The sequence below is a fragment of the Methylorubrum sp. Q1 genome (assembly GCF_004683995.1).
Taxonomy (GTDB): domain Bacteria; phylum Pseudomonadota; class Alphaproteobacteria; order Rhizobiales; family Beijerinckiaceae; genus Methylobacterium.
The window spans coordinates 305,746-325,820 of the sequence record NZ_SRHQ01000002.1; the positions used below are offsets into that span (position 1 = coordinate 305,746).

Annotated in this window: 15 protein-coding genes; 8 read left to right on the forward strand and 7 right to left on the reverse strand. The window is 68.3% G+C overall.

Translation table 11 applies throughout. The features are described 5' to 3' along the window. Window positions 1-129 precede the first annotated feature (129 nt). Entirely contained in the window at window positions 130-1,293 is a 1,164-nt protein-coding gene (dapE, locus tag E4V01_RS03335; protein WP_135297379.1) for a succinyl-diaminopimelate desuccinylase, read from the forward strand. Here the strand turns inward: dapE and truA are convergent. From truA to recR, 5 genes are all read right to left on the reverse strand, one after another. Further along, window positions 1,278-2,036: a tRNA pseudouridine(38-40) synthase TruA gene (gene truA / locus E4V01_RS03340; RefSeq protein WP_060769287.1), complete on the reverse strand. Its 759-nt coding sequence runs from the start codon at window positions 2,034-2,036 to the stop codon at window positions 1,278-1,280. The two genes, dapE and truA, sit on opposite strands and share 16 nt — an antisense overlap. 13 nt (window positions 2,037-2,049) lie before the next feature. Then, a complete protein-coding gene (fmt, locus tag E4V01_RS03345; RefSeq protein WP_060769288.1) occupies window positions 2,050-2,991 on the reverse strand; it encodes a methionyl-tRNA formyltransferase in 942 nt (313 codons plus the stop codon). 10 nt (window positions 2,992-3,001) lie between these two features. Then, window positions 3,002-3,517, reverse strand: a complete 516-nt coding sequence (locus tag E4V01_RS03350) for a peptide deformylase (RefSeq protein ID WP_056204483.1) — start codon at window positions 3,515-3,517, stop codon at window positions 3,002-3,004. A 113-nt stretch (window positions 3,518-3,630) separates the two neighbouring features. Continuing rightward, window positions 3,631-4,905 carry a glycosyltransferase family 87 protein gene (locus E4V01_RS03355; RefSeq protein ID WP_135297380.1) on the reverse strand — a complete coding sequence of 425 codons (1,275 nt, stop codon included), beginning with the start codon at window positions 4,903-4,905 and terminating at the stop codon, window positions 3,631-3,633. A 261-nt stretch (window positions 4,906-5,166) separates the two neighbouring features. Further along, window positions 5,167-5,772 (reverse strand): recombination mediator RecR, encoded by a 606-nt coding sequence (gene recR, locus E4V01_RS03360; protein ID WP_060769290.1) that lies wholly within the window; start codon window positions 5,770-5,772, stop codon window positions 5,167-5,169. 327 nt (window positions 5,773-6,099) lie between these two features. On the opposite strand from recR, the gene E4V01_RS03365 reads away from it, so the two are divergent. Beyond that, on the forward strand, window positions 6,100-7,719 hold the full coding sequence (locus E4V01_RS03365) for a phosphoenolpyruvate carboxykinase (RefSeq protein ID WP_060769291.1): 1,620 nt from the start codon (window positions 6,100-6,102) through the stop codon (window positions 7,717-7,719). A gap of 45 nt (window positions 7,720-7,764) precedes the next feature. On the opposite strand, the gene rlmN is transcribed toward E4V01_RS03365, so the two are convergent. Then, a complete protein-coding gene (gene rlmN, locus E4V01_RS03370) occupies window positions 7,765-9,042 on the reverse strand; it encodes a 23S rRNA (adenine(2503)-C(2))-methyltransferase RlmN (protein ID WP_135297381.1) in 1,278 nt (425 codons plus the stop codon). Window positions 9,043-9,159: 117 nt separating this feature from the next. Beyond that, entirely contained in the window at window positions 9,160-10,899 is a 1,740-nt protein-coding gene (gene aroB / locus E4V01_RS03375) for a 3-dehydroquinate synthase (protein ID WP_135297382.1), read from the reverse strand. Between the two features lie 251 nt (window positions 10,900-11,150). Here aroB and E4V01_RS03380 point away from each other — a divergent pair, with 251 nt between their 5' ends. The 6 genes from E4V01_RS03380 to odhB all read left to right on the forward strand — a co-directional run bounded on the left by E4V01_RS03380 (window position 11,151) and on the right by odhB (window position 20,043). Next, the gene (locus tag E4V01_RS03380; protein ID WP_060772196.1) at window positions 11,151-11,876 is read left to right on the forward strand and encodes a TetR family transcriptional regulator; all 726 of its coding nucleotides are present in this window, start codon (window positions 11,151-11,153) and stop codon (window positions 11,874-11,876) included. A 351-nt stretch (window positions 11,877-12,227) separates the two neighbouring features. After that, window positions 12,228-13,190, forward strand: a complete 963-nt coding sequence (gene mdh, locus E4V01_RS03385) for a malate dehydrogenase (RefSeq protein WP_060769293.1) — start codon at window positions 12,228-12,230, stop codon at window positions 13,188-13,190. Between the two features lie 108 nt (window positions 13,191-13,298). Beyond that, window positions 13,299-14,495 (forward strand): ADP-forming succinate--CoA ligase subunit beta, encoded by a 1,197-nt coding sequence (sucC, locus tag E4V01_RS03390; RefSeq protein WP_135297383.1) that lies wholly within the window; start codon window positions 13,299-13,301, stop codon window positions 14,493-14,495. Between the two features lie 8 nt (window positions 14,496-14,503). Further along, on the forward strand, window positions 14,504-15,388 hold the full coding sequence (gene sucD, locus E4V01_RS03395) for a succinate--CoA ligase subunit alpha (protein ID WP_135297384.1): 885 nt from the start codon (window positions 14,504-14,506) through the stop codon (window positions 15,386-15,388). 240 nt (window positions 15,389-15,628) lie between these two features. Further along, window positions 15,629-18,619, forward strand: a complete 2,991-nt coding sequence (locus E4V01_RS03400; RefSeq protein ID WP_060769296.1) for a 2-oxoglutarate dehydrogenase E1 component — start codon at window positions 15,629-15,631, stop codon at window positions 18,617-18,619. Window positions 18,620-18,702: 83 nt separating this feature from the next. Next, window positions 18,703-20,043 carry a 2-oxoglutarate dehydrogenase complex dihydrolipoyllysine-residue succinyltransferase gene (gene odhB / locus E4V01_RS03405; RefSeq protein ID WP_135297385.1) on the forward strand — a complete coding sequence of 447 codons (1,341 nt, stop codon included), beginning with the start codon at window positions 18,703-18,705 and terminating at the stop codon, window positions 20,041-20,043. Window positions 20,044-20,075 lie beyond the last annotated feature (32 nt).

Consider the following 20,075-nt stretch of genomic DNA (forward strand, 5'->3'; position numbering starts at 1 on the left):
TGCCGGAGCGGAGGCCTCGAGGGATCGTCCAGGGATCGCACGCGGGAACTGGAGGATCTATCAAGGCCCGCTGGCGCGGGCATCTCAGGATAAGGGTGAGGATGGGAGAAGCGAGCCACGGGACCGCCCTTGTCCGACCATTCCCCCCTTGCCCTCGCCCAGGCGCTGATCCGCTGCCCCTCCGTCACCCCGGAGGAGGGCGGTGCCCTGTCCTTCCTGGCGGATCGCCTCGCGGAGGCGGGATTCTCCGTCGAGCGCCCGGTTTTTTCCGAGTCCAGCACGCCGGACATCCAAAACCTCTACGCCCGCATCGGCACCGCAGGGCCGGTCCTCGTCTTTGCCGGCCATACCGACGTGGTGCCGCCGGGCGAAATCGGCTCCTGGACCCACGGGCCGTTCTCGGGCGACGTCGCCGACGGCTTCCTTTACGGGCGCGGCGCGGTGGACATGAAGGGCGGCATCGCCTGCATGCTCGCCGCAACGCTCGCCTTCCTCGATCGGCACGGGCCGGATTTCGGCGGCTCCATCGCCTTTCTCGTCACCGGCGACGAGGAGGGGCCTGCGGTCAACGGCACCGTGAAGCTGCTCGACTGGGCGAAGGCGAGGGGCGAGCGCTTCGACCATTGCCTGCTCGGCGAGCCGACCAACCCCGACACCCTCGGCGAGATGATCAAGATCGGCCGACGCGGCTCGCTGACCGGGCGTATCACCGTGCACGGGCGCCAGGGCCACGTCGCGTATCCGCACCGGGCCGAGAACCCGATTCCCGGCCTGCTGCGCCTCGCCTCCGCGCTGATCGCCGATCCCCTCGACGGCGGCACGGCGCATTTCGATGCCTCGAACCTCGAATTCACGACGATCGATGTCGGCAACCCGGCCACCAACGTGATCCCGGCCTCGGCCAAGGCCGTATTCAACGTGCGCTTCAACGACGATTGGACGGCGGACACGCTCGGCGCCGAGATCCATCGGCGGCTGGAGGCGGCAGCCGGCAACGCGGTGCGCTTCAGCCTCGACCTTCAGCCCTCGAACTCCCCCGCTTTCCTGACGCAGCCCGACGCCTTCGTCGATCGGGTGGCGGATGCGATCGAGGCCGAGACCGGCCGGCGCCCGGCGCTCTCCACCACGGGGGGCACCTCGGACGCCCGCTTCATCAAGGATGCCTGCCCGGTGATCGAGTTCGGCCTCGTGGGGCGGACCATGCACGAGACCGACGAGCGGGTGGCGGTGGCGGATCTCGACCGGCTCACCGCAATCTACGGTCGGGTGTTGGAGCGTTACTTTTCGTCGTAATCGACACCCACAAACGTCAGCCCGCAGGCCGGCGCCAGCGGCCCGCAGCGGTGCTTGGCCCCCGTCGCCAGGATTTCCGCCACGTCGTCGGCGGAGAGGCGTTTGCAGCCGGCGAGCATCAGCGTGCCGGCCATGGCGCGCACCTGATGATGCAGGAACGAGCGCGCCGAGGTCGCGATCACGATCTCCTCGAACAGGCCCATCCGCTCGCGCGTCACGTCGAGCTGCTCCAGCGTACGCATCGGCGATTTTGCCTGGCACTCGGCGGCGCGGAACGCCGAGAAATCGTGGTGGCCGAGGAGCCGTTGCGCGGCCCTATGCATCAGCCCGGCATCGAGCGGCCAGGGCACCTGCCAGACATGGGCGCGGGTGAGCGCGGCGGGGCTGCGCCGGTTGAGGATGCGGTAGCGGTAGTGCCGCCGGATCGCCGAGTGCCGCGCGTCGAATTCATCTGTCACCACCTCGGCAGAGAGGATGGAGACCGGCTGCGGCCGCAGATGCGCGTTCAGCGCGTCGCGCACGGTGTCGGTGCGCCAATCCTTCGCAAGGTCGAGATGGGCGACCTGATGGATCGCGTGCACGCCCGCATCGGTGCGGCCGGCGCAGGTGAGCCGCACCGTCTCGCCGGAGAAGCGCGTCACGGCGGTCTCGATGGCGGCCTGCACGGTCGGGTCGTCGGCCTGACGCTGCCAGCCGCGGAACGGCGCGCCGTCGTACTCGATGACGAGCTTGTAGCGGGGCATCAGGTTTGCGCGCTCACCCGAGCCGTGCCCCCGCCGCCAGCCGCGCGCCGCGCAAGAACGCCTCCCCGCTGGCGGTGCCGCCCTTGCCGGCCCGGCGCAGTTCGAGGAGCCGCACCGCGCCCGTGCCGCAGGCCACCGTGCCGGCGGCATCGAGCAGCGTGCCCGGCGCGCCGGAGCCTTCCGAGGTGACGGCCCGCAGCACCTTCACCCGCTCCGCCCCCTTGTCTGCCCCCTTGCCGAGATCGGCCTCGACATAGGCGCCGGGGAAAGGCGACAGCCCGTTGATGTGGCGCGCGACTTCGGCGGCCGGGCGCGACCAATCGATCCGCGCCTCTTCGTTGGTGATCTTGTGGGCGTAGACGACACCCTCCTCCGCCTGCGGCGTGAAGGTCAGGCCGTCCCGCTCCAGAGCGGCGATCGCCCGCCCCATCAGGTCGGCGCCGAGCGGCATCAGCGCATCGTGCAACTCGCCCGCATTCATGCCGTCCGGGATCGGCACGCGCGCTTCCATCGCCACCGGCCCGGTATCGAGCCCGGCCTCCATCCGCATCACACCGACGCCGCTCTCGGCATCGCCCGCCATCACCGCCCGCTGGATCGGCGCGGCCCCGCGCCAGCGCGGCAGCAGCGAGCCGTGCAGGTTGAGGCAGCCGAAGCGCGGAAGGTCGAGAATCCTTTGCGGGAGCAGCATGCCGTAGGCGACGACCACCGCCACATCCGCCTCATGCCCGGCGAAGGTCTCGGCGGCCTCCTCGCTCTTCAGCGTCGTCGGCGTCAGAACGGGAAGGCCCAAAGCCTCGGCGCGGGCATGGACCGGAGAGAGCTTGAGCGCCATGCCGCGGCCGGCTCTGGCCGGGGCGCGGGTGTAGACGGCGGCGATCGTGTGCCCGTCGGCGTGGAGACGATCCAGGGTGGGAACGGCGAAATCCGGCGTTCCCATGAAGACGATGCGCATCGGACCTTCGTCAGGCGGCGTCGCGCTTGGCGGCCTTGGTGAACTTCTTCATCACCCGGTCACGCTTCAGCTTCGACAGGTGATCGATGAACAAGACGCCGTTGAGGTGGTCGATCTCGTGCTGGAGGCAGGTCGCGAGCAGGCCGTCGGCCTCCTGCTCCACGGTCTGCCCGTCGAGGTTCATGTAGCGCACCCGGACGCGGTCCGGCCGCTCGACCTCGCCGTAGAATTCGGGGATCGACAGGCAGCCCTCGTCGTAGACCCGCTTCTCCTCGGACACCCAGACGATCTCCGGGTTGAGGTAGACGGTCGGGTTCTTGGCGTTCTCGTCCTTCGAGGTATCGATGGTGACGACCCGCTTGGCCACCCCGATCTGGATCGCGGCGAGACCGACGCCGGGGGCGTCGTACATCGTCTCGATCATGTCGCGGGCAAGCGTCCGGATCTCGTCGGTGACGGCCGCCACCGGCTCGGAGGTGAGGCGCAACTGCGCGTCGGGCAGGATCACGAGGGGGCGGACGGTCATGGTTTCCGGGCTGGGATGGGCGAGAGCGCGAGCAAGGGCCTGAAAAGGCGTTTCACCATCCGCAGATAGGCGGCAGCGCCGGGGTGGTCAAATACCCCTCCGGTGCATCTCCGTCACATCGCCGCGGACGCCGGCACCGAACCGGCCCGTGCGGCCGAGGCCGGAGCACGCTCTCGCCGCAGGACGTGCCACATCAACGCGAGCAGGATCGGCAGAAACGGACCGGGCAGCGACAGCGCCACAGGGGGCTCCGCCCCGGCCGCGACGAAGCGCTCGTTGATCGTCCCCGCGACGAAGCCGTAGCCGCCGCTCACCCAGCCGAGACCGAGCAGGGCAGCCTGCTCGAGGCGGCTCGCACGATCGAGAAGATCCGGAAGCAGCAGGGCCAGACCAACGCCATAGAGCGACAGATCGTAATCGTAGGCGTAGGGGCTCACGAGCAGGCCCGCCACGACGGCGAGGCCGATCACCTGACGCCGCGGTACGCCGCGCCGGAGCGCGAGCAGGACGAAGCCGAGCGCTGTGACGGCCGTCACCGCCTGCACCGCGAGGGCGACCGCGGCCGGCAGATCGAGGCTGCGCAGCGAGGCGTAGACCGAGATCATCCGGAACAGGGGATAGAGGCCCGCGGCCAGGTTGGCCGACGCCTCGTCGGCGCCCCGCAGGAAGGCCGGCCAGATCGCGGGGCCGAGCACGAGGGTGGCAAGCGCCGCCGCGAGACCCGCGGTGACCGCGGCCACCGCCAGGCACGCCCATCGCCGCATGGCCAGGGCGCAGACCGCGACGCCGACGGCGAGATGCGGCTTGATCACCATCAGGCCGAGCGGCAGGCCGGCCATCGCCCTCCCATGCACCAGCCCGAGGCAGGTCAGACCGATCAGCGCGCCCGTGAGGAACCCGTTCTGGCCGCAGCTCACGGTGATGACGAGAACCGGAAACAGCGCGATCAGAAGGGCGGGGAAGAACGGACCGGCGATCCGGCGCAGCACCAACAGGAACGCGGCGAGCGTCGTGCCGGTGAAAAGCAGGTAGGCGAGGCTGACCGGCAGGGTCGCGAGCGCCGCCACCACGAGGTTGAACGGCGGCGGATAGGCCCAGGGCAGGAAGTCCTGCTGCCCCGTGAGCTCCTGCTGGACCCGCAACAGGGCGGGAAGGTGATAGGCATCCGCGATGTCGCCCCGCCACACCATCCGGCCCGCGATGTGGAGGATGTCGAAATCCGAGAGATCCACGGGGCCGAGAAGGCCGGTGAAACGCGCCGTCCGGCCCAGGATCACCACCACGAGAGCCGCGAGAAGGGTGCGCACCACCAGGGGTGTCGCAAGCCGCTCGTAGAGCGTCGCCGGGCGGGGACGGCTCTGCTCCGCTGGCAATGATGCCGTTCGCATGACGGATCACCCGACTTGGTGTCTCTCATGAAACTCCCGCTGCACCGTCATCGCCCGAGAGAACGGTCAGAGATCGGGAGTTCTGTGAGGCACTCATGGACAAGACCGTCGCGCGACGCGACGGCCGATGCCGGGCTTTTATCCCGCCGTGACTTAAGGGGCAGTTAGAGCCTCGTCCCGAAAGGCGGTTGCCGGCTTTCGGAAAAAATGATGCCAAAACAAGAGATTAAAGCCTCGTTTTCACCTGCGCAGACCGCCGGGTCAGAACGCCGTGCGGCTGCGGATCGCCGCCGTCAGGGTGCCCTCGTCGAGATAATCGAGCTCGCCGCCGACCGGCACGCCGTGGGCGAGGCGGGTGACCGTCAGCCCGAGATGCTTGATCGACTCGGTGACGTAGTGAGCCGTGGTCTGGCCGTCGACGGTGGCGTTGAGCGCCAGGATGATCTCCTTCACTCCCGGCTCGCCCGCCCGCTCCACGAGACGGGCGATGGTGAGGTGCTCGGGCCGCACCCCATCGAGCGCCGAGAGCACGCCGCCGAGCACGTGATAGCGCGCCTTGACCGCGCCGGACCGCTCCAGCGCCCAGAGGTCGGAGACGTCCTCCACCACGACGAGGGTGGTGGGGTCGCGGGTCTCGTCCCGGCAGATCGTGCAGGGGTCGCTGGTATCGACGTTGCCGCAGGAGTGGCACACCACGATACGCTCGACCGCGACACGCATCGCATCGGCCAGCGGCGCGAGCAGGGTCTCGCGCTTCTTGATGAGCTGGAGCGCGGCCCGGCGGGCGGAGCGGGGCCCGAGCCCCGGCATGCGCCCGAGAAGCTGGATCAGGCGCTCGATCTCGGGGCCGGCGACGGCTTGGGGCATGCGGGTGCGAAACGGCTTTGACGGAGGAGGAGCGGCGGGCGCCTTCCCTCACATAAGCCTTCAGCCGGGATTTTGCCGCCGGGATTTTGCCCGTTCAGGATTCCGACAGCTTGGCCGTTGCATCGGGAGCCGGCGTGCAAATTTTATTTGAGCCCATACCAAGGATTAGTTGACGGCCAAGCCGGAGACCGGTCCATTGAACGGACGGGGCGGAGAACCTGCGTGCGGCGGCCCTGAGCGACCGTGCGGACGCCCCACCGACAACGCGAAACAGCCGGATCGACCGGCGTGACGGCGCGATCAGGGGCCGTGAGGGAGGAACACTCCGTGAAGACCATTGGTGAATTCAACGCGGCCCACGGTCCGGAGGCAATCGGCCTGACCGATCTCGCCGCCGTCCACTGGAACCTGGAGGCGCCCCGCCTCTACGAGGAGGCCCTGCGCCGGAACGAGGCGCAACTCGCCCGTGGCGGCGCGCTGGTGGCGACCACCGGCAGCCACACCGGCCGCTCGCCCAAGGACAAGGTCGTGGTGCGCGATGCGCGCACCGAGAACGAGATCTGGTGGGACAACAACGGCTCGATCACGCCCGCCCAGTTCGCGACGCTGCTCGACGACTTTCGCGCGCATGCCCGCGGCAAGGAACTGTTCGCTCAGGATCTGTTCGGCGGCGCCGATCCGGCCCACCGGGTGCGGGCGCGGGTCTATACCGAGCTCGCGTGGCACTCGCTGTTCATCCGCAACCTGCTGATCCGCCCCGAGCGTGCTGATCTCGCCGCCTATGTGCCGGAACTGACGATCATCGACCTGCCGAGCTTCCAGGCCGATCCGGCCCGGCACGGCTGCCGCTCCAAGACCGTCATCGCCATCGATTTCAGCCAGAAGATCGTGCTGATCGGCGGCTCGGCCTATGCCGGCGAGATGAAGAAGTCGGTCTTCACCTATCTCAACTACGTGCTGCCGGGCACGGGCGTGATGCCGATGCACTGCTCGGCCAATGCCGCGCTCGACGAGACCGGCGATTCGGCCCTGTTCTTCGGCCTGTCGGGGACGGGCAAGACGACCCTGTCGAACGACTCGTCGCGAAAACTGATCGGCGACGACGAGCATGGCTGGAGCCGCGACGGCATCTTCAACTTCGAGGGCGGCTGCTACGCCAAGACCATCCGGCTCTCGCGCAACGCCGAGCCGGAGATCTACGCCACCACCGAGCGCTTCGGCACGGTGATGGAGAACGTCGTCATCGATCCGCTCACCCGCGTGCCGGATTTCGACGATGCGACGCTGACCGAGAACACCCGCTGCGCCTATCCGCTCGACTTCATCGCCAATGCCAGCGCCACCGGCCGGGCCGGGCATCCGAAGAACATCGTGATGCTGACCTGCGACGCCTTCGGCGTGATGCCGCCGATCGCCAAGCTCACGGGCGCGGAGGCGATGTACCACTTCCTCTCGGGCTACACCGCCAAGGTAGCGGGCACCGAGCGCGGCCTGACCGCACCGGAGGCGACCTTCTCGACCTGCTTCGGCGCGCCGTTCATGCCGCGTCACCCGAGCGTCTACGGCAATCTGCTGCGCGAATTGATGGCCGAGCACGGCGTCGATTGCTGGCTCGTCAACACCGGCTGGACCGGGGGCGGAGTCGGCACCGGGCGGCGCATGCCGATCCGCGTCACCCGCCGGCTGCTCTCGGCGGCGCTCGACGGCTCGCTGGCGCAGGTCGAGTTCCGGCGCGACCCGTATTTCGGCTTCGCGGTGCCCGTCGCGGTGCCCGGCGTCGAGACGCAGGTGCTCTCGCCGGTCGAGACCTGGACCAACAAGGCGGCGTTTGCCGACACCGCCACGCGCCTCGTCACGATGTTCCGCGAGAACTTCAAGCGCTTCGAGGGCCACGTCGATGCCGATGTGCGCGCCGCCGAGCCGGTGGCCGCGGCGATCGCGGCCTGAGCGATCACAGCCCCTCCCCGCGCGAGCGGGGAGGGGACAAAAGAATCAGTCGACCTGATCGGCGTAGACGGCCTCGGCGCCCATGCCCTCTTCGAGCATCAGCCGGGCGCGGGCGCGCAGCTTCTCCGTCTCGCTCTTGAGCTGGCCGCAGGCCGCCAGGATGTCGCGGCCGCGCGGGGTGCGCACCGGCGAGGCATAGCCGGCGGTGAAGACGATCTCGGAGAAGCGTTCGATCCGCTCCCAATCCGAGCACTCGTATTTCGAACCGGGCCAGGGGTTGAACGGGATCAGGTTGATCTTGGCCGGGATGCCCTTGAGCAGCCGCACCAGGGCGCGGGCGTCGGCGTCCGAATCGTTGACCCCCTTGAGCATCACGTACTCGAAGGTGATGCGCCGGGCGTTGCTCAGCCCCGGATAGTTCCGGCAGGCGTCGAGCAACTGCGCGATCGGGTATTTGCGGTTCAGCGGCACCAGCTCGTCGCGCAGGCCGTCGCGCACCGCGTGCAGCGAGATCGCGAGCATGGCGTTGGCTTCCAGCCCCAGCCGCTCGATCTGCGGCACCACGCCGGAGGTCGAGACCGTGATGCGCCGCCGCGAGAGCGCGAGGCCTTCCTGGTCCGACATCACCGCGATGGCATCGATCACCGCGTCGAGATTGTAGAGAGGCTCGCCCATGCCCATGAACACGATGTTGGTGACCAGCCGGCCGGGCTCGCCGCCATCCTTGCCCGGCATCTGGCCGGTGAAGTCGCCGAGCGCGTCGCGGGCGACGACGACCTGCGCGACGATCTCCGCGGTGGAGAGGTTGCGCACGAGGCGCTGCGTGCCGGTGTGGCAGAACGAGCAGGTCAGGGTGCAGCCCACCTGGGACGAGACGCAGAGCGTGCCGCGGTCGTCGCCGGGAATGTAGACGCACTCGATCTCGGCGCCGCGGTTGTGGTCGTGCGCGCCGGTGGGCGCCATGCGCAGGAGCCATTTGCGGGTGCCGTCGCGCGAGACCTGCTCGGTGACGACCTCCGGACGCTCCAGAGTGAAGTGGTCGGCAAGCTGCGCCTTCAGGCCCTTGCCGACATTGGTCATCTCGGAAAATTCGCGTGCGCCGCGCACGTAGAGCCAGTGCCAGACCTGGCTCACCCGCATCCGCGTCTCGCGCTCGGGCACGCCGATGCCGAGCATCGCCTGCTTCAGGCCTTCGCGGGTCAGGCCGACGAGGGAGGCCTTGCGGCCGGGCAGGGTCGAGAGGGCCGTGACCTCGGGGGCCTTCTCGATTGCGGGGAGGGCGCGCGATGCGCCCGGGGCGGAGTCGAACGACGCCGTCGCCATGGCTCAAGACCTTAGAAAGCTGGAACGGCTCTCATATAGGCGCATTCGGGCCGGAACGCGACTGCACCCGCTCTCACCCTCCCTTGCAGCGTGGTCCTTGCACCCCGCCGGGCTCGCTCAGCCCCGCAACTCCTCCTCCAGGAAGGCCCGCACTTCGCCCGCGTCGATTCCCGGCGCAATGAAGCTCTGGCCGATGCCGTGGGCGAGGATGAAGGTGAGCTGCCCGTCGCGGACCTTCTTGTCCTGGGCCATGGCGTCGAGGAGGGCATCCGGGTCACCGGCCCCGCCCGGCACCTGTTGCAGGCGGGTCGGCAGTCCGGCGAGCGCGAGGTGGTTGGCCACGCGCCCCGCATCCTGGCCGGGGCAGAGGCCGAGCCGGGCCGAGAAGCGGAAGGCGAGCGCCAGACCGATCGCGACGCCCTCGCCGTGGACGAGGCGGGCCGCGTCGTAGCCGGTCAGCCGTTCCAGGGCGTGGCCGAAGGTGTGGCCGAGATTGAGCAGCGCCCGCTCGCCGTCCTCTCGCTCGTCGCGGGTGACGACGCCGGCCTTGGCGCGGCAGCAGGCGGCCACCGCCTCGTCGCGCTCCGGCCCGCCGGAGAAGATGCCGGCCCAGTTCGCCTCGCACCACTCGAAGAAGCCCGCATCCCCGATCAGGCCGTACTTGGCGACCTCGGCGTAACCCGCCCGCATCTCGCGCTCGGAGAGCGTGTCGAGGGCGGCGGTGTCGGCCAGCACGAGGCGGGGCTGGTGGAAGGCGCCGATCAGATTCTTGCCGAGCGGCGAGTTGATCCCGGTCTTTCCGCCGACCGAGGAATCAACCTGGGCAAGCAAGGTCGTCGGAACCTGGAGGAAGCGGACACCGCGCCGCAGGGAGGCCGCCGCGAAACCCGCGAGATCGCCGACCACCCCGCCGCCGAGCGCCACGACGAGGTCGCCGCGCTCGATCTTCTGGGCCAGGAGCCCGTCGCAGACGCGGGCGAATTCCGCGTAGCTCTTCGAAGCCTCGCCCGGCGGCACGGCGATGATTCCGCAGCGCAAGCCGGCGGCCTCGAGGCTTGCCCGCACGCGCTCGCCGTAGAGGCCGGCAACCGTCTCGTCGGTGACGATGCCGGCGGTCCGGGCGCCGAGATCCCGCGCCTCCGCGCCCACCGCGTCGATGAGGCCCCGGCCGATTCGAATGTCGTATTCGCGCCCACCCGACAGGGGAACGTTCACACGCGAGGGTTGCTGAGGCATAGAGAATATCAAATGTTGCGATTGTGTCGTATGAGACGGGTTGATGTGCATATCGAGAGCTTCCATCACGTCCTCCACCACGCGGTCGTGGGACACTTCGCGGGACAGCACCGTGACATCGGCTTGGGCATAGACGGGATGGCGCACCTCCATCAGTGCGCGCATGGTCGCCTCCGGATCCTCGGTCTGGAGCAGGGGGCGCGTGTTGCGTTTGCGCACGCGACGCATCAGCACGTCGAGGTCGGCCTTGAGCCAGACCGAGATGGCCCCCTCGGCGATCCGCGCCCGCGTCGCTTCGCGCATGAAGGCGCCGCCGCCGGTGGCCAGCACCATCGGCCCCTCGCGCAGCAGACGCGCGATGACCCGCTCCTCGCCCTCGCGAAAGCTCGCCTCGCCGTAGATCGTGAAAATGTCGGCGATGGTGAGCTTGGCCGCCGCCTCGATCTCGTGGTCGGCGTCCTTGAACATCAGCCCGAGGCGGCCGGCGAGGCGGCGCCCGACGGTGCTCTTGCCCGCCCCCATCAGACCGACGAGCACGATCGACCGGGCTCCAAGGCCGCGGCGCAGGCGTGCTTCGATCGGTTCGCCTGGCGGCGGCGCCGGCGGCAGGGGGACGGTCATCGGGCGGTCATAGACGGTTTTGCGGACGCGGCGAAGCGTCCGGTACCGCCCTCGACGCCGAGTCGAAAGCCCTACGATCGCGCCTTGACTGCAATCCAGGCGGGATCTGCAGAAAAACCGTGGCCTGGAGGGGTTGCAAAGTGCCGCGCGGAGGGGAAGGCTTGTACGCGAGCGCGTGGGACGGCACCGCTCTCGATCAGGCTCGCTTGGTCGAGTGCCCCCACGCTTATTGTCTCTGTGCCGGGAAAATGATGTTGCCGTATGGATCTTTCACCCTTCCCGTCACCCTCGGCGAGAGCGAGGCGAACGATCCAGTCTCCGATCCCCGTGTCGGCCCCCCTCGACCGTCGCGCCTCACCGGCCCGGCCGCCCGAGCCAGGTCCACACCGGTCTCGACCGACGCACGGTTGCTCGCCATCGCCACGGAGCACCTGACCCGGCTCGGCCCGAAACGGGTGACCGTGGTGGCTGTCGCGGCGGAAGCTGGCATGACCCATGCCAACGTCTATCGCTACTTCCCCTCGAAGGATGCCCTGCTCGATGCGGTCGCCGGGCGCTGGCTGCGCGATCTGGAGACGGAGCTCGCCGGCATCGCCGACGCACCCGATCCTGCCGACGACAAGATCGAGCGCTTCGTCAGCGCACTGGCCAGCGCACAGAGCGAGATGCTGACCCGAGAGCCGAACCTGTTCGCCGTGCATCTCGACGCCACCGTCGCCTCCCGTCCGATTGCCCGCCGCCACCGGGTGCGGCTGCGCGCGCTCGTCGAGCGCGTGGTGGAAGAGGGCATCGGCACCGGCGTCTTCGCCGCTCGCGACCGCGAACGGGCCATCGCCGTCATCTTCGACGCGAGCTACCGCTTCACCCATCCGGTCGCGATCCAGCACGACGCGGATGTGCCCCGCGACCTGCTCGATGCCCGGCTCGGCGCGGTCATCCAATCGATCCAACGGGCGCTGCGGACGGGGACTTTCTGAATACGGAATATGATTTCAGTGCTGCATCGCGGCGCGGCCGGGATGCTGCTCAATGACAGACCGCAAAACATGTCACCGACACCTTGCCGGCTGCACTTCGGCACGAGGGCATGACATAAGTCTATGAAATCAAAGAAATTTTATTGAGATCCTCCGGGTTCGGCACGTCTTTGAGCCTCGCTACAGCCCCGCTCCTCCGGACCTTCGTCGGGTTGAAGCTGTGTGGCTTTTCCGCCAAACACCGCCCCCATCAGAATTGATCGGCGAAGGTTCAGCCGCAGCGCACCATTTACAACATCGCTGCACCCATTTCCGAACCGTCGCGAATTCCGACCGGAGGCTAGACCATCCATGGCACGCAGCAAGATCGCGCTCATCGGCGCCGGACAGATCGGCGGCACGCTGGCCCATCTCGTCGGGCTCAAGGAACTCGGTGACGTGGTACTGTTCGACATCGTCGACGGCGTGCCGCAGGGCAAGGCGCTCGACATCGCCGAATCCGCTCCCGTCGACGGCTTCGATGCCAAGTATTCGGGTGCCAGCGACTATTCCGCGATCGCCGGGGCCGACGTTGTGATCGTGACGGCGGGCGTGCCGCGCAAGCCCGGCATGAGCCGGGACGACCTCATCGGCATCAACCTGAAGGTGATGGAGGCGGTCGGCACCGGCATCAAGGAGCACGCGCCCAACGCCTTCGTGATCTGCATCACCAACCCGCTCGACGCGATGGTGTGGGCGCTGCAGAAGTTCTCGGGGCTGCCCGCTAACAAGGTCGTCGGCATGGCCGGCGTGCTCGACTCCGCCCGCTTCCGCCACTTCCTGGCCGAAGAGTTCGGCGTGTCGGTCGAGGACGTGACCGCCTTCGTGCTCGGCGGCCACGGCGACGACATGGTGCCGCTGACCCGCTACTCGACGGTGGCCGGCGTGCCCCTGACCGATCTGGTCAAGCTCGGCTGGACCACCCAGGAGAAGCTCGACGCCATGGTCGAGCGCACCCGCAAGGGTGGTGGCGAGATCGTCAACCTCCTGAAGACCGGCTCGGCCTTCTACGCGCCGGCCGCCTCCGCCATCGCCATGGCCGAGAGCTACCTCAAGGACAAGAAGCGGGTGCTGCCCTGCGCCGCCTACCTCTCGGGCGAGTATGGCGTGGACGGCCTCTATGTCGGCGTGCCGGTGGTGATCGGCGAGAACGGCGTCGAGCGCGTCCTCGAAGTGACCTTCAACGACGACGAGAAGGCGATGTTCGAGAAGTCGGTCGGAGCCGTGAAGGGCCTGATCGCCGCCTGCCAGGGCATCAACGACAAGCTCGTGTGAAAACGAGTGAAGAGCGGGCAGTGAACGGCGAGCGGGCCGCCCCGGCGCCCTTCGCTCCACTGCCACTCTACGCTATTGGCTAGGCCCTATCCGCTCGACGAGGTCTCGATGAACATCCACGAATACCAGGCAAAGGCTGTCCTGAAGGAATTCGGCCTGCCCGTCTCCCGCGGCGTGCCGATCTTCAAGCCGGAGGAGGCGGCCGCTGCGGCCGACGAACTCGGCGGCCCGGTCTGGGTGGTGAAATCGCAGATCCACGCCGGCGGGCGCGGCAAGGGCACTTTCAAGGGCGCGCCCGCGGGTGCCAAGGGCGGCGTGCGCGTCACCAAGTCGAAGGACGAGGTGGTCCAGTTCGCCCGCGAGATGCTCGGGCAGACGCTCGTGACGGTGCAGACCGGCGAGGTCGGCAAGCAGGTCAACCGCCTCTACATCGAGGAAGGCGCCTCGATCGCCGCCGAGTTCTACCTGTCGATGCTGGTCGATCGCGAGACCGGCCGCGTCGCCTTCGTCGTGTCGACGGAAGGCGGCATGGATATCGAGCAGGTCGCCCACGACAGCCCTGAGAAGATCGTCACCTTCGCGGTCGATCCGGCCACCGGCATCATGCCCCATCACGGCCGTGCCGTCGCCAAGGCGCTCGGCCTCTCCGGTCCCCAGGCCAAGGAAGCGGGCGCGCTCACCGAGAAGCTCTACGCGGCCTTCACGGCCAAGGACATGAGCATGCTGGAGATCAACCCGCTGGTGCTCACCGGCGACGGCGGGCTCAAGTGCCTCGACGCCAAGATCTCCTTCGATTCGAACGCCCTCTACCGCCACCCCGAGATCGTCGCTTTGCGCGACGAGACCGAGGAGGACGCCAAGGAGATCGAGGCCTCGAAATACGACCTCGCCTATATCGCGCTCGACGGCACCATCGGCTGCATGGTCAACGGCGCCGGGCTCGCCATGGCGACGCTCGACATCATCAAGCTCTACGGCGAGGAGCCGGCGAACTTCCTCGATGTCGGCGGCGGCGCCTCCGAGGAGAAGGTCACGGCGGCCTTCAAGATCATCACCGCCGACCCGCAGGTGAAGGGCATCCTCGTCAACATCTTCGGCGGGATCATGAAGTGCGACGTCATCGCCCGCGGCGTGATCGCGGCGGTCAAGGCGGTCGGCCTCGAAGTGCCGCTCGTCGTGCGCCTGGAAGGCACCAACGTCGAGGAGGGCAAGGAGATCATTCGGAACTCCGGCCTCAACGTGATCCCCGCGGACGATCTGGATGATGCCGCGCAGAAGATCGTCGCGGCGGTGAAGAAGGGTTGAGCTGACAGATGTCCATTCTCATCGACCAGAACACCAAGGTCATCTGCCAGGGCTTCACCGGCAAGAACGGCACCTTCCACTCAGAGCAGGCCATTGCCTACGGCACCAAGATGGTCGGGGGCACCTCGCCGGGTAAGGGCGGCTCGACCCATCTCGGCCTGCCGGTGTTCGACACCGTGGCCGAGGCGCGCGAGGCCACGGGGGCCGACGCCTCCGTCGTCTACGTGCCGCCGCCGGGCGCGGCCGACGCGATCTGCGAGGCGATCCAGGCGGAGATGCCGCTGATCGTCTGCATCACCGAGGGCATCCCGGTGCTCGACATGGTGCGGGTCAAGCGCGCGCTGGAAGGCTCGAAGTCGCGCCTGATCGGGCCGAACTGCCCCGGCGTCGTCACCGCGGGCCAGTCGAAGATCGGCATCATGCCGGCCAACATCTTCAAGCCGGGCTCGGTCGGCATCGTCTCGCGCTCCGGCACCCTGACCTACGAGGCGGTGTTCCAGACCACGGTCGAGGGCCTGGGCCAGACCACCGCCGTCGGCATCGGCGGCGATCCGGTCAAGGGCACCGAGTTCATCGCCATGCTGGAGCTGTTCCTCGCCGACGAGAAGACCCAGTCGATCGTGATGATCGGCGAGATCGGCGGCTCGGCCGAGGAAGAGGCGGCGCAGTTCCTGGCCGACGAGGCCAAGCGCGGGCGCAAGAAGCCGATGGTCGGCTTCATCGCCGGCCGCACGGCGCCTCCCGGCCGCCGCATGGGCCATGCCGGCGCCATCATCTCCGGCGGCAAGGGCGGCGCCGAGGACAAGATCGCGGCGATGGAAGCCGCGGGCATCCGCGTCTCGCCCTCGCCGGCCCGTCTCGGCCGCACCTTGGTCGAGGTGCTGAAGGGGTGAGAGGTCTTCGGTCCTGTCACTCATGCGGCTGGAACCAGGGTGTGCGACGCCGTATTGCAGCGCACACATGGATTCCCATCCCATATGGGATGGTGCGGGGTGCTCTCACCCCGGTGAGTCTCGGAGGCGCGTGACGGGACCTTTTTGCGAAGGTCCCGAGGTTCGGGCGCGCCGGTTTGAATGAACGACGCGGCGGTCTGCTGGCATGAGCGGGCCGCCCGAGCGGTGGAACAGGCAGCCATGGCACGCCAGGACGCGAACGAAGCCCTTCTCCAAACCTCCTTTCTCTACGGCGCCAACGCCGCCTGGATCGAGGAACTGCAGGCGGCCTATGCCCGCGACCCGAACTCGGTCGATCCCGAGTGGCAGCGGTTCTTTAAGGATCTGGGCGAGGACGACGCCCTGGTGAAGAAGAACGCCGAGGGCGCCTCCTGGGCCAAGCCGAACTGGCCGGTGGTGGCCAACGGCGAGATCGTCTCGGCGCTCGACGGCAATTGGGGCGCCCTGGAAAAGACGCTCGGCGACAAGATTCAGGCCAAGGCCCAGCCCGGCAAGCCTGGCGACTCGACCAAGGGCGCGGCCATCGTCGCGGCCACGGGCGTCTCGGTGGAGCAGGCCACCAAGGATTCCGTACGCGCGATCATGCTGATCCGCGCCTATCGCATGCGCGGCCACCTCCACGCCAAGCTCGACCCGATCGGGCTCGCCCCGCGCGGCGATCACGAGGAACTGCATCCGCAGCATTACGGCTTCCAGGAGAGCGACTGGGACCGCAAGATCTTCCTCGACAACGTGCTCGGCATGGAATTCTCGACGATCCGCGAGATCGTCGCGATCCTGGAGCGCACCTACTGCCAGACGCTTGGCGTCGAGTTCATGCACATCTCCGACCCTGAGGAGAAGGCGTGGATCCAGGAGCGCATCGAGGGCAAGGACAAGGAAATCTCGTTCACGCCGGAAGGGCGCCGGGCGATCCTGAACAAGCTGATCGAGGCCGAGGGCTTCGAGAAGTTCCTCGATCTCAAATACACCGGCACCAAGCGCTTCGGCCTCGACGGCGGCGAGTCGATGGTCCCGGCCATGGAGCAGATCATCAAGCGCGGCGGCGCGCTCGGCGTCGAGGAAATCGTACTCGGCATGGCCCATCGCGGCCGGCTGAACGTGCTCACCAACGTGATGGCCAAGCCCTTCCGGGCGGTGTTCCACGAGTTCAAGGGCGGATCGGCCTCCCCCGCCGAGGTCGAGGGCTCGGGCGACGTGAAGTACCATCTCGGCGCCTCGTCCGACCGCGCCTTCGACGACAACACCGTCCACCTCTCGCTCACCGCCAACCCGTCCCACCTCGAGATCGTCGATCCGGTGGTGCTGGGGAAGGTGCGCGCCAAGCAGGACCAGAAGGCCAAGCCGAACGTCGAGCGCCGCCGCGTGCTGCCGCTCCTCATCCATGGCGACGCGGCCTTTGCCGGCCAGGGCGTGGTCGCGGAATGCCTCGGCCTGTCCGGCCTGAAGGGTCACCGCACCGGCGGCTCGATCCACTTCATCATCAACAACCAGATCGGCTTCACCACCGATCCGCGCTTCTCGCGCTCCTCGCCCTATCCGTCCGACGTGGCGAAGATGGTGGAGGCGCCGATCTTCCACTGCAACGGCGACGACCCGGAGGCGGTGACCTTCGCCGCGAAGGTCGCGGTCGAGTACCGGCAGAAATTCGGCAAGCCGGTCGTGATCGACATGCTGTGCTACCGCCGCTTCGGCCACAACGAGGGCGACGAGCCGGCCTTCACCCAGCCGAAGATGTACCAGCGGATCCGCAAGCATCCGACCGCGCTGGAGACCTACGGCAAGAAGCTCGTCGCACAGGGTGATCTGACCCAGGAGCAGCTCGACGCGCGCAAGGCCGAGTTCCGCGCGATGCTGGAAAGCGAGCTCGAGGTCGCGGGCGGCTACAAGCCCAACAAGGCCGATTGGCTCGATGGCCGCTGGTCCGGCTTCAAGGCCGTGCGCGAGGACGTGGACGATCCCCGCCGCGGCCGCACCGGGGTTCCGCTCGAGACGCTGCGCGACATCGCCACCCGGATCACCACGCCCCCGCCGGGCTTCCACCTGCACCGCACGATCCAGCGCTTCTTCGACAACCGCGCCAAGGCCGTCGAGACCGGCGTCGGTATCGATTGGGCCACCGCCGAGGCGCTCGCCTTCGGCTCGCTGCTGATCGAGGGCCACCGGGTCCGGCTCTCGGGCCAGGACGTCGAGCGCGGCACCTTCTCCCAGCGCCACGCCGTGGTGATCGATCAGGAGAACGAGCAGCGCTACACGCCGCTCAACTCCCTGCGCGAGGGACAGGCGAGCCTGGAGGTCATCAACTCGATGCTCTCCGAGGAGGCGGTGCTCGGCTTCGAGTACGGCTACTCGCTGGCCGAGCCGAACTCCCTGGTGCTGTGGGAGGCGCAGTTCGGCGACTTCGCCAACGGCGCGCAGGTCGTCATCGACCAGTTCATCTCATCGGGCGAGCGCAAGTGGCTGCGCATGTCCGGCCTCGTGATGCTCCTTCCCCACGGCTACGAGGGCCAGGGACCGGAGCACTCGTCCGCCCGTCTGGAGCGCTATCTCCAGATGTGCGCCGAGGACAACATGCAGGTTGCCAACTGCTCGACGCCCTCGAACTACTTCCACATCCTGCGCCGTCAGTTGAAGCGCGACTTCCGCAAGCCGCTGATCCTGATGACGCCGAAATCGCTGCTGCGCCACAAGCGGGCGGTCTCGAAGATCGAGGACATCGCGGAGGGCTCGACCTTCCACCGCATCCTGTGGGACGACGCCGAGCACGACGAGAACGGCGTGAAGCTCGTGCGCGACGACAAGATCCGCCGCGTCGTGCTGTGCTCGGGCAAGGTCTATTACGACCTCTACGACGAGCGGGAGAAGCGCGGCGTCAACGACGTCTACCTGATGCGCGTCGAGCAGCTCTACCCCTTCCCGCTCAAGGCTCTGGCCAACGAGATGACCCGCTTCCGCAACGCGGAGGTGGTGTGGTGCCAGGAAGAGCCCAAGAACATGGGTTCGTGGTCCTTCGTCGAGCCCTATCTCGATTGGGTGCTGGGCCAGGCCGGCTCCGCCTCGAAGCGGCCCCGCTACGTCGGCCGCCCGGCCTCGGCCTCGACCGCGGTCGGCCTGATGTCGAAGCACCTCGCCCAGCTCCAGGCCTTCCTCAACGAGGCGCTGGCGGTCTGACGCCGCCGGCCCTTTTCGACCGACCCACCAACCGGGGCCGCGCTTGCCCGATGCGCGCCCCGAAACCGCGGTGAAGACACACTATGGCGACCGACATCCTCGTCCCCACGCTCGGCGAATCCGTCAGTGAGGCCACGATCGGCCGCTGGTTCAAGAAGCCCGGCGACACGGTGGCCGCCGACGAGCCCCTCGTCGAACTGGAGACCGACAAGGTCACTCTCGAAGTGAACGCCCCGGCCGCGGGCGAACTCGGCGAGATCCTCGTCAAGGACGGCGAGACGGTGGAGCCCGGCGCGGTGCTCGGCTCGATCGTCGAGGGCGGCAAGGGTTCGGGCAAGTCGGACTCCAAGTCGGATGCGAAGCCCGCTCCGAAGAGCGCCGAGCCGGCCGAGACCAAGACGCAGTCCCGCGCGGAGAAGGGCGAGGGCAAGCCGGCCCAGGGCGACGCGCCCGCCAAGGAATCCTCGGCCTCCTACGGCAGCCACGGCGACGCCCCGCCCACGGACGGGCGCCTGGCCGACGACAGCGGCCCGGCGGTGGCCAAGCTCGCCCGCGAATCCGGCATCGACCCGGCGAGCCTCAACGGCAGCGGCAAGGACGGCCGCGTGACCAAGGGCGACATGCTCGCCGCGATCGACAAGAACGGCCAGAAGGCTCCGGCTCAGGACGCCAGGAGCGAGACGAAGGCCCCCCCGCCGCGCGCGCCCTCCGCGCCGGACGACGCCGCGCGCGAGGAGCGCGTGCGGATGACCAAGCTGCGCCAGACCATCGCCCGGCGCCTCAAGAGCGCCCAGGAAACGGCGGCGATGCTGACCACGTTCAACGACGTGGACATGGGCGCGGTGATGGCGATGCGCTCGCAGTACAAGGACATCTTCGAGAAGAAGCACGGGACGAAGCTCGGCTTCATGGGCTTCTTCACCAAGGCGGTGATCGGCGCCCTCAAGGACGTGCCGGCGGTCAACGCCGAGATCGACGGGCAGGACCTCGTCTACAAGAACTACTACCACATCGGCATCGCGGTCGGCACCGATAAGGGCCTCGTCGTGCCGGTGGTGCGCGACGCCGACGACCTCTCGATCGCCGGCATCGAGAAGAAGATCTCGGGCTTCGGCAAGAAGGCCCGCGAGGGCAAGCTCTCCATCGACGAGATGCAGGGCGGCACCTTCACCATCACCAATGGCGGCATCTACGGCTCGCTGATGTCGACCCCGATCCTCAACGCGCCGCAATCGGGCATCCTCGGCATGCACCGCATCGAGGAGCGGCCGGTGGTGCGTGGGGGCAAGATCGAGGCGCGGCCGATGATGTATCTGGCGCTCTCCTACGATCACCGCATCGTCGACGGGAAGGAGGCCGTGACTTTCCTCGTTCGCGTCAAGGAAGCCCTGGAGGATCCGGCACGCCTCGTGCTCGACCTCTGATCCGACGCGGCCGCATCGCTCGCCCCTGCTCT

Coding starts and splice junctions, on each gene's coding strand:
- truA (WP_060769287.1), bottom strand. CDS start 2,036: ATGCCCCGCTACAAGCTCGTCATCGAGTACGACGGCGCGCCGTTCCGC.
- fmt (WP_060769288.1), bottom strand. CDS start 2,991: ATGCGCATCGTCTTCATGGGAACGCCGGATTTCGCCGTTCCCACCCTG.
- E4V01_RS03350 (WP_056204483.1), bottom strand. CDS start 3,517: ATGACCGTCCGCCCCCTCGTGATCCTGCCCGACGCGCAGTTGCGCCTC.
- E4V01_RS03355 (WP_135297380.1), bottom strand. CDS start 4,905: ATGCGAACGGCATCATTGCCAGCGGAGCAGAGCCGTCCCCGCCCGGCG.
- recR (WP_060769290.1), bottom strand. CDS start 5,772: ATGCCCCAAGCCGTCGCCGGCCCCGAGATCGAGCGCCTGATCCAGCTT.
- rlmN (WP_135297381.1), bottom strand. CDS start 9,042: ATGGCGACGGCGTCGTTCGACTCCGCCCCGGGCGCATCGCGCGCCCTC.
- aroB (WP_135297382.1), bottom strand. CDS start 10,899: ATGACCGTCCCCCTGCCGCCGGCGCCGCCGCCAGGCGAACCGATCGAA.
- E4V01_RS03380 (WP_060772196.1), top strand. CDS start 11,151: ATGTTGCCGTATGGATCTTTCACCCTTCCCGTCACCCTCGGCGAGAGC.
- mdh (WP_060769293.1), top strand. CDS start 12,228: ATGGCACGCAGCAAGATCGCGCTCATCGGCGCCGGACAGATCGGCGGC.
- sucC (WP_135297383.1), top strand. CDS start 13,299: ATGAACATCCACGAATACCAGGCAAAGGCTGTCCTGAAGGAATTCGGC.
- sucD (WP_135297384.1), top strand. CDS start 14,504: ATGTCCATTCTCATCGACCAGAACACCAAGGTCATCTGCCAGGGCTTC.
- E4V01_RS03400 (WP_060769296.1), top strand. CDS start 15,629: ATGGCACGCCAGGACGCGAACGAAGCCCTTCTCCAAACCTCCTTTCTC.
- odhB (WP_135297385.1), top strand. CDS start 18,703: ATGGCGACCGACATCCTCGTCCCCACGCTCGGCGAATCCGTCAGTGAG.